The following is a 17,574-nucleotide window of genomic DNA, read 5'->3' on the forward strand; positions in this document are numbered from 1 at the left end:
TTTTCCTTTCAAAAAAAGGAACTTCTCTCGTAAGAGAAAGTTCCTCAGTTAATTTATTCACCAAGTGGTGCTTCTTTAGTAATTACCTTCATACCATGCATATATGGCTGTAAAGCTTCCGGAACATTTACAGTTCCATCTTCATTTTGGTAATTTTCCAAAATTGCTGCTACTGTTCTACCTACAGCTAAACCTGATCCATTTAAAGTATGAGCTAAATGAAGCTTACCATCTGCATCCCGGTAACGAATTTGGGCACGACGAGCTTGGAAATCAGTACAATTTGAACAACTTGAAATTTCACGATACTTGTCTTGAGCTGGCATCCATACTTCCAGGTCATAAGTTCTAGCACTAGTGAAACTAGCATCCCCAGTTGAAAGTGCAACTACATGATATGGTAAGCCAAGTTTTTGAAGTAAGTCTTCAGCATTGTGAGTTAATTTATCCAATTCATCCCATGAGCTGTCTTCATCAACAATTTTTACCATTTCTACTTTTCTAAATTCGTGCATTCTAATTAATCCACGTGTATCACGACCAGCTGAACCCGCTTCACTTCTAAAAGCAGGTGAAAAAGCAGTAACATTTACTGGCAATTTCTCTCCATTTAAAATCTTTCCACGGAAGTAGTTTACTAAAGGTACTTCTGCTGTAGGAATTAAAGTTAATTCACGAGGCTTATCTGGATCATCATTATCTACAATTGTGTAAACATCTTCAGTAAACTTAGGGAATTGGCCAGTTCCTTGCATTGATTCTCTATTTACCATGTAAGGTGGAATAATTTCTGTGTAACCAGCCTTCATGTTTTGGTCTAAGAAAAAGTTTGAAACTGCTCTTTCAAGCATGGCACCTGCACCTTTGTAGTAAACAAATCGTGCACCAGTTACTTTACCAGCTGTATCCCAATCTAAAATATCCAAATCTGTTCCAATTTCCCAGTGAGGCTTAGGGGTAAAATCAAACTTAGTTGGTTCATTCCATTTTCTAACTTCTTCATTGTAGCTTTCATCTGGTCCTACTGGCACACCATCTGCTGGAAAGTTAGGTAAACGAAGTAAAATGTAATTTTGCTTTTCAGTTAGTTCATCTACTTCTTTATCTAAGTCTTTAATTTCTTTTCCTACTTCACGCATTGCCTTAATTGCTTGGCTTGCATCTTCTTTGTTACGCTTAGCTTGGGCAATTTGATCTGAAACTTCATTACGTTTTTGTTTTAAAGTTTCACTTTTAGTTAAAGCTTCACGGCGCTTTTTATCAATTTCAACTAGTTCATCAAGCTCTTTTGCTTCAACACCTCTAGTTGCTAATTTTTCTTTTGCCCAATCAAGGTTTTCTCTAATTACCTTAATATCTAACATTAGTATGTTCCTCCTTAAAATAAAAAAAGCCGACTCATCCCCAATTGGGACGAATCGACTTCACGGCTCGCGGTACCACCCAGCTTCAGTGTATATTTACACCACACTTTATAGCAATAACGGCGCTAACCGTGTAGAATTACCTACCCACTCTTAAAATCTGGAAATGACGTTCACTTACTCTCACCAACCGTAAGCTCTCTGAAGTTGTCTTAGGATTTCGTGTTTAATTAGATTATACCATTATTATTTTTTTAGGACAAAAAACTTTCTTCTTTTTTCCATTTCACCCAAAGCATACATCTGTTTGAAACCTAATTTTTCTAGTAATTTCTCAGAAGCCAAATTACTACCAATTATCTCTGCCCATAAGACATCTTGATTCAATTGTTGAAAGGCATAATTTACTAACAACTTCATTGCCTCAAAGCCATAGCCCTTTCGCCAATAATTCTTATCTATTAAAAAACCTAAGGATTTCGCCCGCATAATTCCAGCAGCAATATCGATTGTTTGGTCATATAATTCAGCTAATCCAATCATTTCATTCGTTTCTTTTAATACAATGGCGTAACTCCATGGCCTTTCAGCATAAACTTTCGCTGCACGCTGTGCTTGGGCTAAGTTTTTAAATTTTTCAAAACCAGCTAATTGATGGTAAATCTCATCTTGGCCCCACTTATATAATGTTGGGGCATCAGCTGGGGTAACTTTTCTTAATTCTACTTTTGTTCCATTTAACATTACTTGCCTACAATCTGTAATAACCATTTTGCACCGTAAACCAGTCCTAAACTGTATGCAGCAATTGTCCAAGGTTTACCAAGTATGATAATCCAAAAGTAAGTTGAAAATTTCATCTCGGTTAAACCAGAAATCATACATAATACATCATCAGGTGCGGCAGGTGCAACAATACATATCGCAAAGATCCAATTATAGCGTTTTTGATTTTTGGTCCACTTAATGTACTTATTATAAGTTTCCTCTGAAACCAAATGCAAAATAAATGGTTTTCCATAATATCGTGCTAAAAAGAAGATAATAATCGACCCAATACAAATTCCAACATAATTATAAATAAATCCCCAAATTGGCCCAAAGAAAACCACTCCACCTAAAAGTGAAATTCCTCCTGGAATAATTGGAATTACTACTTGTACAATTTGAATTAATATAAAAATTAAGGGTCCGATAATTTTTTTATCAGCTAAATATGCATGCATTTTTTCCTGACTAGTAAAGATTCCCAATCGATACCAATAAATTGTTAACAAAATAAGTAAAATTGTACATACAATTGTCCCAATATTTATTAATCGTCGCGTAGTTTTAGTCGACATACCTGCCCCTCCTTAGTTTTATATTAATCATACCAAATTTTTCTCTTACATTATTTAATATTCGCTAAAAAATTGCTTCAAAAAAAGAGGATTTAAATTCCTCTTATTTTTCTTTTCGCCATTGTAAACTTTTACTAGCTAAAATTGTGGTTAAAATACTAGAAATAAATAGCAGATACGATGAAATTCCAAATGAAATAGCATTTTCTAGCATTTGATGTAGCTTCAAATTATTAGCGACAGTGGTAGTAATCCCCAGCTTATGGCCAGCATTCAAGAAAATTAATTCAAAAGCATAAATAAACAAAACGATTGTTTCTGCCAGTGACAGAATAAAAGCAATTTGCTGGTTATGTTTTTTATTTTTAACTGTGACTACAATTATCGCAATTGGGACTGCAACAATTATCACCCATAAACTATAGCCAATTAAACTATATTTTCCATCCATCCCTGCAATAGAGAGTAAAGTAGTTGAAATTGAATGTTTATGGAAGCTACCAGAACTTGCTGCAGAAAAAGGGCCAAAAAATACTACTATCAGACTTAACAGCGCCATCAAAACTAATCCCCATTGGGCAGTAGTATGACTTTTTCTAGATAAATTTTCTTCATGTTCTGGGGTTTTTCGCCTTCTATACTCTCTTACTTTATTTTCTTTATCCTGAATTTCATTGACAACATTGGAACTTACTTGATTTACCTTCTGTGTCAATCTTTTATCAGCAAAATATTGTTCAGGATTTTGATTTTTATCACAAACAATAAATAGCCAAATCATTAAAGCCAAAAATGTAAACCAGCCTAGTGGGCGAGAGATGCTCATTAAAATTAATAATAAAACTCCCACGCAAAAGACAATCATTGAATTTACTTTAATCCATTTAATCATTGCTTCAATTGTTGAATTAGGCTTTTTAGGTTGATAATTTTTAGCAAGAGCTTCTCTTCTAGTTTTAGTAGTACGGGCAGATACTCCCTCTGTTTGAGAACGATTTTTACTAAAAAATTCACTGCGAAACTTTTTTAAGTTAAAGCCACAATTAGAACAACTTTCATCAGTTTCTTTTACGGGATGATTACAATTTGGACAATTCATAATAACTTTCCTTAATTCTTAGATTTTCTACGGCTACTATCAGCTAGCTTGACCACTAATAGCGCCATCACTAATAAAACAAAAATTCCTACAGCTAGCCCAATTAACTTTTTGGCATCCCCTGAAAAAATTGCATCTCCACCAAATGCATAAAGATACGAAGTCGGTAACATACCAATAACTACCATTGGAAAATATTGTTTCCAAGTAATATTCAATCTGGCAGCTGCATAATTTACTAATACACTTGGAATAAAAGGTATCATAAATCCAATCGTTAGTCCAACTCGTGGATGGTTTTGGTTCATTAAGTAAGTAAGAATTTTATTTTTCTTAAAATGTTTAGAAAAATCTATCTTTCTAATAAGGGCTACTACAATTACATTGCCCAAGATATTTCCTAACCAATTAATTCCTAAACCAAGCCATGCTCCATAACATAGACCAGATAAAACGCAAAGTAGAGAATTTGATAGTCCTGGAATGGCATTTAAAATAGCAATTAAACATAATAAAAAAATACTGTCTCTTACTGCATGTTCACGTAACAAAATTAATAATTTTTCCTTTGTATCTGATGTTGGATGTAATAAAAGATTAATTTCAGGACGATAATCCCGATAAAGTAAATATGCTAAACAGATAGCCAAGATAACGCCCAAACTTATTAATAATATTTTTCGTAGATTTTTTCTCATCGATCTAATCTTTCTCTTGCTAAAACTATTTAATTTTAGTTTAGCATGTTAAGTTAGCATTTTTCCATTAGAAAAAAGCTCGCAATTTTCACTGCGAGCTCTTAGCTAAGAAAAATCTTTTAGTTATTTTGCTTATTTTTCTTTCCAAAATTGAAGTTAAGTCCTTCGTACGTAATCTTCATTGCTGCCGACATAATGATGGGCAAGAAGAATACTAGTAGTAATAACCCAATAATTACAGTTAAAGCAACTTCAATTAATGTTGGAACTCCTGATGGAATTAATGCTGCAAAAGTACCACCTAAAATAATAGCTGCACTAATTACAACTACCCCAATGTTAGCACAAGCTTGTAAAATTCTTTCACTTGGACTAAATTTAGGATTTTCAATACCTAGTTCTCGGTATCTCATCATTAAGAAGATACTGTAGTCAACTCCTAAAGCAATGATCATGATGAAACTGAAGAATGGTGTATTCCAAGCTACCATTGAACGGTGCATGATAGATTTTACAATCATTTCATTAAGAGATAATGCAGTAAAGTAAGCTGCTAATAATGTTCCTAAAATAAATACTGGTTGAAGTACTGAACGGGTAATAATGATTAAAGCAATTCCGATACCAATCAACATAATTGCAGCTGTTCTAGTAAAGTCTTGACTAGCAACTTTTTGTGTATCGTAAATCTTTTCAGATTGACCACCCATCGCAACTGTTGCTTTATCTAAATTAGTTCCTTGAAGACTCATCTTCGACATTTGTCCTAATTCATTTGCTACCTTTGCATTCTTTAATGAACTTGGATTTCCTTTTAAGATGATAATCAACTTTGTAGTCTTCTTATCTTGACTTAAGTAAGTATCAAGTGCTGGTTTAAAAGTTGAGGATTTTAGGCTCTCGCTTGGAATATAGAAAGTATCGGCAGCTGCTGACTTACTTAAAGGATTAGTGTAATCTTCAATCTTACCAAGTCCTTTATTTACCTTCTTTATTCCCTTAGTTAAACTTGGAGCTTGATCATAAAGTTTCTTTGCTCCATCACTTAATTGACTTGCGGCAGGAGCAGCTTGATTTACAGCTGTTTGAACTTGCGTTAAGCCGGAATTCATCTGTTCAATTGCACTTACGGCACCTGGAAGTGCTACATTTGAAGATTGAGCTAATTGTCCAAAGGAACTTCTTAATGTAGACATTTGACTCATTGTTCCTTGCAAACCTTGCATTGTGTTTGCCACACTCGCCATTGAATTTCCAAGTGAGCGGTTAGCAATTCCAGCAGCTTGCAAGCTTCCAGCTACTTGCTGCAATTGACGACCAGCGGCTGCTTGCTGACTATTTACGGCAGCAGTTTGTAAACTTTGTAATCCTGCACCAGCAGTAGTTAAATTAGTACCAATATTTTGTGCTTGTGTACCAATATTATTTAAGTTTGAAGAAAGAGCAGCAGTATCAGGAACAGATGAACTTTGCAATTGCCCGTTAATTTGCTGAATACCATCATTAATTTGCGGTAAACCACTTTGTAATTGCGCAATTTGTTGAGAACTACCTGAAAGTTGTTCAGTCAATTGGTCATTCATCGTACTTAAGCCATCACTAAGTTGCTTAGTTCCATCACTAACTTGACCAATTCCATTAGTTAATTGAACAGAACCTTTATCTAATTTCTTAAGACCACTCCGTGCACTAGATAAACCATCATTGACAGTTTTTAACTGATTTTTAAGATACAATTTACTTACTGGCTTACCCGTTGGTTGAGTAACTGAGTAAACTGATTTTACACGTTTATCATTTTTGATCTTTTTAGTTAAGGTATCTATTTCTTTAAGATATTCTTCTTTATTTAATTTCTTTTTATTTTGAATATAAAGAGTTGAATATTCAGCTGTACCTTTAGAAAAATGATCTTGAATTACTAATAAACCTGCCTTAGCTGGATCAGAATTTGGTAATTCATCAGCATCATCATAGTTTAATTGATTTGAATTAAGTAAAGCAACTGGAGTAATAACTGCTGCTAATACTACTAAGAAAATAACAGGATATTTTAATGAGTACTTAGAAAGGAATGTCCAAAGCTTAGAATTTGAGTCACCGTCAAAATTCTTCACTGGCCAAAACATTCTTTCCCCTAAAACCACCATGAAAAATGGATTCAAAGTCAACAAGACAATTAATAAAACTGCTACCCCAATTGCTACTCCAACAGCTGATTGGTAAATTGAAAACTTCGCCAAGCCTAAGGCACTAAAACCAATTAAAATTGATGAGCCAGAAAACAGAATGGTTTTTCCAGCCTTTTTGATGGCATCTTTCGTTGCTGCGTACTTGTCCATCCCTTTACCAAGGTTTTCCTTGAACTTATCATACAGCAAAATATTATAGTCAGTTCCCACCCCAAATAATACGATTACCATAAATACTTGAGTAAAGTTTGAAAATGGGAAATTCGAACTTTTTACTAAATTAGTTACTAATGAAAATGATGTAATAAATGAAACACCAACTGTTAAAAGTGAAATTAATGGAACAATTGGTGAGCGGAATACTAAAACTAAAACAATAAAGATAAAGATAATAGAAATTACCTCAGTCTTTTTGATTCCTTGTTGAATCTGATTTGAAAAATCATCTTGTAGAATCTTGACCCCAGTTACATAAGTAGCTAGACCTTTAGTTTTAATAGCACGTTGAAGAGCTTTCGTAGTATCAGTAACAGTTGAATGGTTATTTGGAATGTAGACTTGAATCATTTCTGTTGTCTTATCTTTAGACAAAAGCAATGATTTTGCTCCTTCATTGTCATTAACTGTTGTCATACTCTTAATACCCAAACTCTTTTTGTTATCATTCAAGTATTGAATAGTATTATTAATTTCGGCTTGATCTTCTTCGTTGATCTTACCTTTCTTCTTATTAAATACAAGTCCCACCATGTACGTATTATCTTGTCCGTGGCCCCAATGTTTTTCAATTCGAGTAGCCACTTCGGTTTCAACGTTTTTAGGTAGAGTAATATCTGAGTGCTCACGTGTCAAAGCACTGACGTTTGGAAGAGTAACTATCGCAATAATCACAATAGCAATCCAAGCAATTAACGCACCTACATGGTTTTTGAGAAAGTTCTTCATTAACCCTTTTTCCGTTCCTTTCCTAATTTTGGTTAGTTTTTACTTTTGGCCCCACTAACTGCAAAAGTAATTGATGATAATTATTATTTACCGTTCTTTCATCTTCGTCGCTAAATAGTTGAGCACGATCCAAAAATACATATCCTATTACTGCAGCCAATAAACTTTGCAAAGACACGATATTTTTTTGATCTACTTCTAATTTTTCCCCTAATTCAACTATTTCACTAATTTCTTTGTGCACTCGCGTATCTTGCCCAATTTCTTCTACATTATAAAAAATACTTGATACGGCATAATCATTTAGCAAAAAATTTCTAATAACATCCGCAAAAGTAAATACTGCTTCTGAACCTGAAAGGCCAATTAACTTGTGAATTAATTCTTCCTTCAGAATTGCAAGTCTCCTCGCACAGATTATTGATAATAACTCGCGCCGATTTGCTACATAATGATAAAGAGATTGTGAGCGAATATTTAAAAACTTTGCCAGTCGTGGCATGGTTAAGGCTCTCAATCCTTCTTTATTGATAATTTCTGTAGATTTTTGAATGACCTTATCTAAGTCAAGTGTCCGGTGTTTCTTAATAATTATCACTTCCTTTTTACTATACTTAGACAGTATATCACTTAAGATTATAGATTACAATCTACAATTTGTAGATTCTTTTCTACTTTTTGAAGTCTAAACCAATAATTACTATTTGTGAACCACTTGGTTAATACTTTTTCCTAAATCACCAAAATTATATCCTTCTTTTTCATTAATTACTGCCATTACATAGTTCTTACCCCTAGTTTCAACTAAGGCTACACTACCAAAACTTCCACTCATCTTATAAGAAGTTCCACTAATTTGGGAGCTTAATCCTTTATTAGTATCGTTAAACATATAACCAATTATTTGGGTATCATGTGTTACTCCTAAAACTTTTCCTTGGTATAAGTTTTTAATGACTGTGGTAAAATCAGCTGCGCTTGAACTACCCTCTAATTTATTATCTACTTTTTCAACAGTTGTATTTTCTGCCCCAAATTTTTTAGCAACTGCGTTAATATTATGAAGTCCTAGCTTATTTACCAAAATCATTGCAGCTGTTGTACTATCATGTCGAACCATCATATCTCGAATATAGGCATAACTGTAGTTAATTCCTGTTTTTAACATTGGATCAGTTTTTCCTACTTGATCAGATTTTTTAATTTTATAAGAGGAAGCTGAATGTAATTTATTATTTTTTACTGCACTTTGATAAGCAAGCAAAACATAAAAGCGTAAGCTTGATTTAAGTGGTAGAGCTGTTTGATTAGTATTAGTAACTTGAGCATATTTCCCAGTATTTAAATCTACATAGCTAACTTGATATGGTTGACTTTGATTTGCAAGGGTCTTTTTAATTTCCTGGGCAATTTTTTGCGTACTTCCTTTAGCAATTTTTACATTTGTTGCTGAAGAACTTGTCTTTTTTGCTACCTTTTTTGAAGTCTGAGTTGAGCTAGTACCTGAAGAAGTTTGAGAACTTTGACTACTCTTTTTTACAATTTTTGTTGATTGTCCTTGATAAACTTGGACCTCTTGTTTATTTAAATGATTAATACTTACTAAATAAAAAGCTAAACTACAAAATGCTACTAGTGCCGATATAAAAAACACCTTATTTTTCATTCCTTCTAATTTCCTCCTTTATTTTTAATTATATCTAAAATTGTCAATTTAATCTCTCTTAGTTTGTACCTTGTCTATTATAATATAATTAAAACGTTCACATTCTTAGGAATTTAAGGTAAACTAATAAAATAAAACGTTTAAAGAGGTATTAAATTACAGATGATTAAATATATGATTGGTATTGATGCAGGTGGTACACACTCAACTGCAATCGCATATGATGAAAATGGTAAAGAATTAGGTCGTGCAGAAAGCGGTCCAGGTCAAATCAACAATGATTACGAACTTGGTCTCAAAAATATTGCAGCCGCAATTAATGAATTACGCGACAAAATTGAAGGAGATCCAATGAAAGTTTTAGCCGGAATTGCTGGCTTATCTGTTGTTGGAAATGCTCCAGAAGTTGCTGCAACTATTTCTTCAATGGTAGGAAATATTCCTACTCGGGCAATTACTGACTCACTTTTAGCTCTATACAATGGTTTAGAAGGTGCAGATGGTGCTTTAGTTATTGCAGGAACTGGTTCTGTGGTTAATGGACGTCAAGATGGTTCATTAATTACTGCTGGTGGATATGGTTCCTTATTGGGAGATGAAGGTAGTGGTTACGCCATCACCAAAGCTGCTCTACAAGCTGCTCTCTTAAAATGGGATAAACGTGAAGATAGTTCCTTAGTAGATCTTTTTGTAGATATGTGGGATCTTGATTCACTTAATGATGCATCTGCTAAGTTTTACAAGATGACTAGTCCAGAAGTTGCTTCTTATGCGGTCAAAATTGCCAAACTTGCTGATTCTGGTGATGAAGAAGCACGTAAGATTATTCAAGAACAAGCTCATTTATTAGCTCGCGATATTCTTATGGTATTAGATCGCTACGAAGATCCTAAACCTATGCGTGTCGCTTTAACTGGTTCTGTTCTTTCTAATAACGCAATGATGCGTTCATTTATGGAAGATGAGGTAAAAGAAAAATACCCTGACGTAGTCTTCAGCGTTTCAAACGGTGAAAATGCTCGTGGTGTATTATTTGATAAAAGTAAGGACTATCGTTACTTCACTAATCACAATGAAAATGAATAAAATTAAAAGCTCTGAGTCTACTCAGGGCTTTTAATTTGAATTTTTTAGATAAAATATTTTAGTTTCTTTTTTAGTTTCTTTTCCGTATACTTAAATTGAATAATTTTAGAGGAGGGATGATTGTTGAATACACTTCAAATTATAGGAATAGTGTTGACAATTGCTGTAGGAATCGAACATATTGGAATTGGTTTTCTAGAAATTTTCGGTAAGCCTGCAACTCAAGCAAAAGCTTTTGATATGAGCATAGAATATGTTGAGCAAAAAGAAGCTCGCGTTTCAATGGCTAACCAAGGTATTTACAATGCCATGATTGGATTACTAATTACAGTTGCTTACTTTATGTTCCCAGTCAAATGGCTTTTTCCATTTTGGTACTTAATGTTAGCTTTAATTGTAGTAGTAGCATTATTTGGTGGCTTTACTGCAACTAAAAAAATCTTTTTAGTACAGATGCTACCTGCTCTAGTTGCTTTATTTTTCTTATTCATTTAAAAAGATCGTCCTTCTACGGGACGATCTTTTTATTCTTCTACCCTCATCGAGCGATCTCTTTGTGCTCGCCCGTTATTATAGTTAAAAACATAACCTGGTTGCACATTATAAATATAAACATTGAAATCTAAATCACCACTAGTTGAGATTGCTTGTAAATTAATACCACGTGCCATCAATTCATCCCCTCTAAAAATTGGTGTTGCTTGATAAATCACCTTTTCATTTTTTCTTAGTGCTTGACGAACTTTACTTTCATAAATAGTTTGAATTTTTTGATTGGTAAAAGCACTTTGGGTGAAGAGATTTTTAGGATTATTTTGGTCTCCTGACTTATTTCCTGGGTTATATTGCCCATCTTGATCAATCCCGGCAGAAATTGAATAAGCAATTAAGTGACCACGATTATAAATTTGAACACCATTTCTCTTATTAGAATGCCAAGCTGTAGGATTTACAAATTGCCGCACCCTTAAACTTTGATCTGCGACATTTCTTTTTTCTAAGAAAGCAGTATTAGAATTTGAAGTTCTATTTAGATTATCTAAGTTAGAATAAATAACCTTATTAACTTTCCAGGCATTTTTAATTAAGGTAGACTTATCATCATTTACATAAACATAAGCCTTGTCCCCACTTTTAAAATTTAAATTAGCTAACTTTTGATAATCTTGTTTGGATAATCCTCCATAACTAGTTTGCGCCTGATTAGCTTTTTGAATTACATTAGCTGAGTTATTACTAGTTGAAGTTCTATTCTTGCCTGTTCGCTGATAAATTACAAAGACTATTACTAAAAAAATAATAATAAAAGATAGAATTCTTTGTCCTTGGCTGTTTTTATTTTTTCGACGTGATGCCATAATCATGCCCTTTCTAAAAAAGTTTCCAATCTATTATAACCGAAAGTTCTACTTTTTTGCGCTACAATTAAAGGTGAAAGAAAGGAGATTTTTAAATTGAAATATTTCGAATTAAATGATGGCAATCGCATCCCTCAACTAGGATTTGGAACTTATCGTCTCAATGGGAGTCATGCAGTTAGTGTGATTGATAACGCCATTAATCTTGGCTACCGCCTAATAGATAGCGCTGTTTTATACGAAAATGAAGGTGCAGTTGGGCGTGCAATTGAAAATAGTAGCATTGGACGTGATCAACTATTTGTCACTTCTAAATTACCCGGTCGACATCAAGCTTACAAAGAAGCAATTACACAAATTCAAGAATCACTTTATAGTGCTCATCTAGATTACTATGATCTCTATCTTATCCATTGGCCTAATCCTAAGAAAGATCAATATTTAGAAGCTTGGCAAGCATTAATTGACGCTAAAAAATTTGGTCTTATTCGCTCAATCGGTGTTTCTAATTTTGAACCAGAGCATATTCAACGTCTAATTGAGGAAACTGGTGTTACTCCAGCAGTTAATCAAGTAGAACTTCATCCATATTGGTCTTCTAAAAAAGTCCGAGAATTTGATGATAAACACAGAATTATTACTGAAGCTTGGAGTCCACTCCAACGAGCAGGCTATGCGATGAAAGAGGACTTAATCTTACAATTAGCGAAAAAATATAATAAAACTCCTGCACAAATTATTCTTCGCTGGGAAACCCAGATTAATGTTCTTCCTATTCCAAAAGCAACTTCTATCGCCCACCAAGAAGCAAATCTTGAAATTTTTGATTTCGAACTTACACCTAAAGAAGTTACTGCACTCACCAATTTAGATAAAGATGATGGCCGCAGACTAGATCCTTATACAATGGAAGGCTAAAAAAGGTACGCTACATGTAACGTACCTTTTTACTAAGAACGAGCCCAATTATCTAAGGCATTTAAAAAATACTTTTCTGTCCATAAATGAATTTTACTTCCTTGATCTTTTAACAACTTTGCCTTATTTAATTCTGTTAAATCTGTTCTGAAGCGATCATTATCCCCGATCAGTAAATAGTCGCTATCTTCATTTATTTTTTCTTGAAGTTGACCGCCTAGATTACGAAGTGCTTGTGCAACTTCGGTTGTATTCAAATCCCAGTCTCCAGTAATAGTAATATTTTTATTTTTAAAAGGACTTCTAAAATTATAGGTCTGTTTTACAAAATCTGGCCATTCATTAGTAAGATCTACCGACTTAATCATTTCATGCGCTCTTAACAGATGATCTTGTTTAAATTGGCGATGTAATTCATCAAACACTGCTTTAGTGTCAATTGTATCTTGCAGGCCGCGATGATCTTGAGTTTGGGCAATACCCAGACGATTCAAGCAATCAATCAAACGATTGTGACGCTGGTCCGGGTAAAAACTTCGTGCTAATCGATAAACATCCACGTAATCATTACTCAAGACTGGTAAATCATACTTTGCTATTAAATCGTAAACAAAATTCAAATCAAAATTAACATTATATCCCACAATCGGATCACTACCAATGAAATAGCGAAACTTCTTAATTGCTTCGTCTACTGGCATCCCCTCAGCTTCAATTTTTGCTTCATCAATTCCGTTCAACTTACTAATATAAGCGGGAACCTTATTTGAATCAGGAAACTTCACTAATTCTGAAAAAGTTTGAATCACTTTGCCTCGTCTAACTTTTAATCCACCCATCTCCGTAATTCGACTATAAGTTGGATTAAGACCCGTGGTTTCGACATCAATTAATGTATAATTCTCAGGAAAACCTGGCTTTTCCATTCCTTTCGCACGAATTTTGTGTTGCGCACCTGGAATATTTAAAACACCCTGCATAATTGAAATGCTCATCAATCTGCTTCCTTTCTAATATTACGTCCACATTTCGCTAGCTCCAGTATCAGCATCTGTTTCTGGAAGTGAATTGGGATTATTTTCATCATCAACTAACTTTTGGCCTGTCTTTTGCAAATATAGCTGCACTAAAGGATAAATATCTTCTCTTTCTTCTAAAATTCCATTAAACTTGCCCTCTTTAGTCTTACTTGCTTGATAACGAGAAACAATAAACTGCGTTTTAGTATTATCTTCGTCTGCTAGTAATATTTCATCCTGAGGATTACTTTCTAATTGCTCAAACATTTCCTGGTACATACCTTGCAATTTAGAATCTTCAAGATAACTACCCCATGTTTCCCCTAGCTGGGGTGGGGTATAAACAAGTTTGCGATTTTGACGATAAAAAATTAACTTTTTATCTTTATTGATAAAAGAATTTAAATGCGAACTGGCTAAAAAATCTTGTAATTCACTAATTTTCACAATTCCAGCATGAAGTTTAAGATAATCTTTTTTATTTGCAAAAGTTAATTCACTTTGTTTTTCAAATCTCTCCATTTTTACCTCTTTTCTTAATTTTATCGCAGAAAAAAAGTGGACCCAAGTTTTCTGACTTAGATCCGCTTTTTCTTAATCATTTAATATTCTTAATCCTTCACGTTTACGTCCACGATTAAACCATGGTGATACAGTAAAGGCTAATACATCATTTACAATATAAATTAAACTATTTACTGCCATTGCCAAACTTGCATCCCCTTGTGCATAAGTAATTGCCCAAAGAATCAATTGGAAGACCCCACTTGCAGTCCACCAGAAGTATTGATTATTATAACGCAAGAAGCACATAATTCCTGCAGTAAGAGAAATTGAAAAACTTAAAGCATCAATCCAAGGACGAGGATCATTAGTAAACTTTCCAATTAAAAAGCCAGAAATTGCATAAACAGCAAGAGTACCTAAAATTGCAATAATCCATTCTTTAGTACAAAATTTACGCAAATGATTTTTTGTATCATCATTCCAAGAATTTACTGCCAATAAAATTGGTAAGTCTAAAGTCAAAATATAAGCAATTTGTTCAAAAATTGATAAGTAATTTTTGGCAATTAATCCTACATAAATAAAACAAGCTGCTGAAACTAACCCTAACCAGCCATTAATTGCCTTAGTAGCATTAATTGCTAAAACACAAAGTGTCCCTAGCAAAGTTCCAAAAAAGGTTACGATTGAAATAAGCGTAATCTTTCCTTCAATCAAAATTGCTAATTGGAAACCAAAAGCAAAAAACCAAAGCATATAGTTTTGGATAGGCCACCCCTGAAGTTGCTTAAACAACCATACAAAATAATTGTCTTTTTTGGTAGACTTTGAACCTTTAATTGATGTTAAATTTTCCATTCAATTTCTCTCCTTCTTTTTGATAGGTCACAAGCTTATTTCTATATCTTGTGCCTTGTCCGAATTTCTTTTTGAAAAACATCAATATCTAGTATACGGGCCAATTTTTTTAATACAAGGGTTGACTTTAAAAGGCATTTTCCAAGCCTTCAAGAAATCGGTTTCTTTCTTTAAAAAAATTTTATATTTTCTTCATAAAGTGTTCAAATAATTATTTGTATAATATTAAATATAAAATATGAACAAAAAAGGAGATGGAATTAATGATCAAAGAATTCAAAGAGTTTATTGCTCGTGGCGATGTAATGGACCTAGCTGTTGGGGTAATTATTGGGGCTGCATTTACAGCAATTGTTAACTCACTGGTAACTAACATAATTAATCCTTTAATTGGACTATTTATTGGTCAAATAGACCTCTCAAACTTGAAGTTAACCATTGGTGAAGCTACTTTTAAATATGGAGCATTTATAAATTCAATAATTAATTTCTTAATCATTGCTTTTATCGTCTTCTTATTGATGAAAATTGTTAATAAAATTACCCGTCGCAACAAAGCAAAAGCTGACGAAGAAGAAAAAGAGCTTACCCAAGAACAAGCATACCTCAAAGAAATTAGAGATTTACTTGCACAAAAGAATAGTAATTAAAAACTTAGCGAGATGCTAAGTTTTTTTCTTTATGAAATATTATTTTTCTACTACTACGACTTTTCCAAAACTATGTGATCCTTCTAGATAACGATGAGCATCTGCCACATGTTCTAAATCAAATACTTTTTCTGGTTTTACCTTAATATCGTGTTTTTCAACAAACTGCAATAATTGCTCAATCTTCTTCTGATCAACATTAGCTGAATAAAAACTCGTCAAATACCCATTTGGCGCAATATCAGTTATGGGGTCAAAATCTTTTAAATACCATTCATTGCCTAATTGTCCTGTAGAACACACAATACCGTATTCGCAGGTATGCTGAAAACTATTTTTAATAGTTTTGGGGCCAATTAATTCAAGAATTTTATTAAATTTCTGATCAGTTTTTAGCTTTCCATTTTCGTCAACTATAACCTCATCATAACCAGCTACTTTCATCTCTTTCTCTTTTCTTAAAGACCTACTAGTTCCAGCCACAAAAATATCAGGATACTTGCCTTTAATTAACTGCACAAAAGCAATCCCTACGCCACTAGTACCCCCACGCACTAAAACTTTATCAGAAGGAGCAATTTTTAAATTAAGTAAAGAGCCATAAGCAGTATAGTAAGTTTCTGGCAAAGCAGCTAAAGTAGTCCAGTCTAGATAAGTTTCAATAGGATAAAGTTGATCATTTGGAATTAAAGCATATTCTGCATAAGAACCATCAAAATCTCGTCCCATTTCTCCCATTAGTGAAATCACTTTTTGACCAACTGGTAATCTTTTTGGGTCTGTCGTTTCAGCGATAATTCCTACACATTCAATTCCAAGAATGCGAGGAAATTTAACTGTAGGAGATAATCCCTTTCTAGTAAAAATTTCTGAATGATTAATTCCAAAACCTTTTATCTTTACTAGAGACCATCCAGGTTTTAAATCTGGTTTTGGTACGTCTTGATAGATAAGCTTTTCTGGTCCTCCTGCTTCTTTTATTACTACTGCTTTCATTACTTTTCCTCTTTTCTTTTAATCATTATCTCTTTAATCTGGTGATTTTTTTCTTTTTTTACAATCACATCTGCTCTCTTTTTAGTTGGAGCAATATAAGAATGAAGATTTTTCAAATTGACCTTCTTCCACACCTCTTCCGCAAATTTATCTGCTTCTTGGCGTGGTCGGTGAGCCCAAGAATAGAAAAAATTTCCCGGGTTATTATAATTTAAATCCATCATTTTATGAAAACGTTCAAGATACCAACAATATAGGTTCTCTTCACTAGTATCCAGATAAAAATTGAAATTAATATATTTTCTTGGGGAAACAGTTTCTCCTGGAGCGTCTTCTAATAAATAAATTCCTTCTATAATCAAGATATCAACTTGCTTCAAAACTTCAACTTGATTAGGAACTAGATCAGATAATTCATGAGAATAAATGCGATAAGGAATGGTAGGATAATGATTTTTTACTGCTTCAAAAAAATTGGCTAATGCATCCCAATTAAAAGACACGGGAAAACCCTTTTGTTCCATTAGCCCTTTTTCTTCTAACTCCGCATTTGACTTTAAAAAATTATCCGCTGAAACAACTTTTATCTTTTTTAAAGGATACTTTTTTTCAAGTGCTTGCTTTAATTTGGTTGCAAAAGTCGATTTTCCACTAGCAACTGCTCCACTAACTCCAATAATAAAAGGGGTCGTTTTTATTGATAAAATATCAATAATGTCTTGCCAAGGTTGCTTTTCAGAAGCTGGAATTATCTCCCATTTACTTTCTTTTCTCTGCTCCATTTAGTCGCCTTCTCTCCAAAATTGTTATTACTAGAATTTTTCTATCTTTCAGACTAACATAATACTTGAAAGAGAAAAAGAAAAGGCGATTTA

Annotated in this window: 18 protein-coding genes; 4 read left to right on the forward strand and 14 right to left on the reverse strand. The window is 33.4% G+C overall.

Annotated features, from left to right (window positions below; all coding sequences use genetic code 11):
* Nucleotides 1-53 precede the first annotated feature (53 nt).
* From serS to FP433_RS06635, 8 genes are all read right to left on the reverse strand, one after another.
* Nucleotides 54-1,364 carry a serine--tRNA ligase gene (gene serS, locus FP433_RS06600; RefSeq protein WP_265483962.1) on the reverse strand — a complete coding sequence of 437 codons (1,311 nt, stop codon included), beginning with the start codon at nucleotides 1,362-1,364 and terminating at the stop codon, nucleotides 54-56.
* 246 nt (nucleotides 1,365-1,610) lie between these two features.
* Nucleotides 1,611-2,108, reverse strand: coding sequence for a GNAT family N-acetyltransferase (locus tag FP433_RS06605; protein ID WP_265483961.1), 498 nt, complete (start codon nucleotides 2,106-2,108; stop codon nucleotides 1,611-1,613).
* Complete coding sequence (locus tag FP433_RS06610) at nucleotides 2,108-2,707, reverse strand: TVP38/TMEM64 family protein (protein ID WP_265483960.1); 600 nt, start codon at nucleotides 2,705-2,707, stop codon at nucleotides 2,108-2,110. Before FP433_RS06610 ends, FP433_RS06605 begins: the two co-directional genes overlap by 1 nt.
* Nucleotides 2,708-2,810: 103 nt before the next feature.
* On the reverse strand, nucleotides 2,811-3,806 hold the full coding sequence (locus FP433_RS06615) for a zinc ribbon domain-containing protein (RefSeq protein ID WP_265486620.1): 996 nt from the start codon (nucleotides 3,804-3,806) through the stop codon (nucleotides 2,811-2,813).
* 11 nt (nucleotides 3,807-3,817) lie between these two features.
* Nucleotides 3,818-4,504, reverse strand: coding sequence for a TVP38/TMEM64 family protein (locus FP433_RS06620; protein ID WP_265483958.1), 687 nt, complete (start codon nucleotides 4,502-4,504; stop codon nucleotides 3,818-3,820).
* A gap of 119 nt (nucleotides 4,505-4,623) precedes the next feature.
* Nucleotides 4,624-7,641 (reverse strand): MMPL family transporter, encoded by a 3,018-nt coding sequence (locus FP433_RS06625; RefSeq protein WP_265486621.1) that lies wholly within the window; start codon nucleotides 7,639-7,641, stop codon nucleotides 4,624-4,626.
* A gap of 22 nt (nucleotides 7,642-7,663) precedes the next feature.
* On the reverse strand, nucleotides 7,664-8,230 hold the full coding sequence (locus FP433_RS06630) for a TetR/AcrR family transcriptional regulator (protein WP_416202986.1): 567 nt from the start codon (nucleotides 8,228-8,230) through the stop codon (nucleotides 7,664-7,666).
* Between the two features lie 111 nt (nucleotides 8,231-8,341).
* The gene (locus FP433_RS06635; RefSeq protein ID WP_265483955.1) at nucleotides 8,342-9,307 is read right to left on the reverse strand and encodes a serine hydrolase; all 966 of its coding nucleotides are present in this window, start codon (nucleotides 9,305-9,307) and stop codon (nucleotides 8,342-8,344) included.
* A 162-nt stretch (nucleotides 9,308-9,469) separates the two neighbouring features.
* Here FP433_RS06635 and FP433_RS06640 point away from each other — a divergent pair, with 162 nt between their 5' ends.
* Both FP433_RS06640 and FP433_RS06645 read left to right on the forward strand, forming a co-directional pair.
* Entirely contained in the window at nucleotides 9,470-10,393 is a 924-nt protein-coding gene (locus tag FP433_RS06640) for an N-acetylglucosamine kinase (protein ID WP_265483954.1), read from the forward strand.
* A gap of 123 nt (nucleotides 10,394-10,516) precedes the next feature.
* On the forward strand, nucleotides 10,517-10,888 hold the full coding sequence (locus FP433_RS06645) for a DUF1304 domain-containing protein (RefSeq protein ID WP_265483953.1): 372 nt from the start codon (nucleotides 10,517-10,519) through the stop codon (nucleotides 10,886-10,888).
* Between the two features lie 29 nt (nucleotides 10,889-10,917).
* On the opposite strand, the gene FP433_RS06650 is transcribed toward FP433_RS06645, so the two are convergent.
* Nucleotides 10,918-11,751 carry a DNA/RNA non-specific endonuclease gene (locus FP433_RS06650; RefSeq protein WP_265483952.1) on the reverse strand — a complete coding sequence of 278 codons (834 nt, stop codon included), beginning with the start codon at nucleotides 11,749-11,751 and terminating at the stop codon, nucleotides 10,918-10,920.
* Between the two features lie 96 nt (nucleotides 11,752-11,847).
* Between FP433_RS06650 and FP433_RS06655 the strand changes: the two genes are divergently transcribed.
* A complete protein-coding gene (locus FP433_RS06655) occupies nucleotides 11,848-12,669 on the forward strand; it encodes an aldo/keto reductase (protein ID WP_265486623.1) in 822 nt (273 codons plus the stop codon).
* Nucleotides 12,670-12,701: 32 nt separating this feature from the next.
* Here the strand turns inward: FP433_RS06655 and FP433_RS06660 are convergent, their stop codons facing one another.
* The 3 genes from FP433_RS06660 to pnuC all read right to left on the reverse strand — a co-directional run bounded on the left by FP433_RS06660 (nucleotide 12,702) and on the right by pnuC (nucleotide 15,053).
* Nucleotides 12,702-13,664, reverse strand: coding sequence for an exonuclease domain-containing protein (locus FP433_RS06660; protein WP_265483950.1), 963 nt, complete (start codon nucleotides 13,662-13,664; stop codon nucleotides 12,702-12,704).
* Nucleotides 13,665-13,685: 21 nt separating this feature from the next.
* On the reverse strand, nucleotides 13,686-14,210 hold the full coding sequence (locus tag FP433_RS06665; RefSeq protein WP_265483949.1) for a PAS domain-containing protein: 525 nt from the start codon (nucleotides 14,208-14,210) through the stop codon (nucleotides 13,686-13,688).
* A 72-nt stretch (nucleotides 14,211-14,282) separates the two neighbouring features.
* The gene (gene pnuC / locus FP433_RS06670; RefSeq protein WP_265483948.1) at nucleotides 14,283-15,053 is read right to left on the reverse strand and encodes a nicotinamide riboside transporter PnuC; all 771 of its coding nucleotides are present in this window, start codon (nucleotides 15,051-15,053) and stop codon (nucleotides 14,283-14,285) included.
* Nucleotides 15,054-15,316: 263 nt separating this feature from the next.
* Here pnuC and mscL point away from each other — a divergent pair, with 263 nt between their 5' ends.
* Nucleotides 15,317-15,703 (forward strand): large-conductance mechanosensitive channel protein MscL, encoded by a 387-nt coding sequence (gene mscL / locus FP433_RS06675; RefSeq protein WP_265483947.1) that lies wholly within the window; start codon nucleotides 15,317-15,319, stop codon nucleotides 15,701-15,703.
* A gap of 39 nt (nucleotides 15,704-15,742) precedes the next feature.
* Here the strand turns inward: mscL and FP433_RS06680 are convergent, their stop codons facing one another.
* A complete protein-coding gene (locus FP433_RS06680) occupies nucleotides 15,743-16,699 on the reverse strand; it encodes a zinc-binding alcohol dehydrogenase family protein (protein WP_265486624.1) in 957 nt (318 codons plus the stop codon).
* Entirely contained in the window at nucleotides 16,699-17,481 is a 783-nt protein-coding gene (coaA, locus tag FP433_RS06685) for a type I pantothenate kinase (RefSeq protein ID WP_265486625.1), read from the reverse strand. Before coaA ends, FP433_RS06680 begins: the two co-directional genes overlap by 1 nt.
* Between the last annotated feature and the right edge of the window lie 93 nt (nucleotides 17,482-17,574).

The organism is Lactobacillus sp. PV012, from assembly GCF_014522325.1.
Classification (GTDB): domain Bacteria; phylum Bacillota; class Bacilli; order Lactobacillales; family Lactobacillaceae; genus Lactobacillus.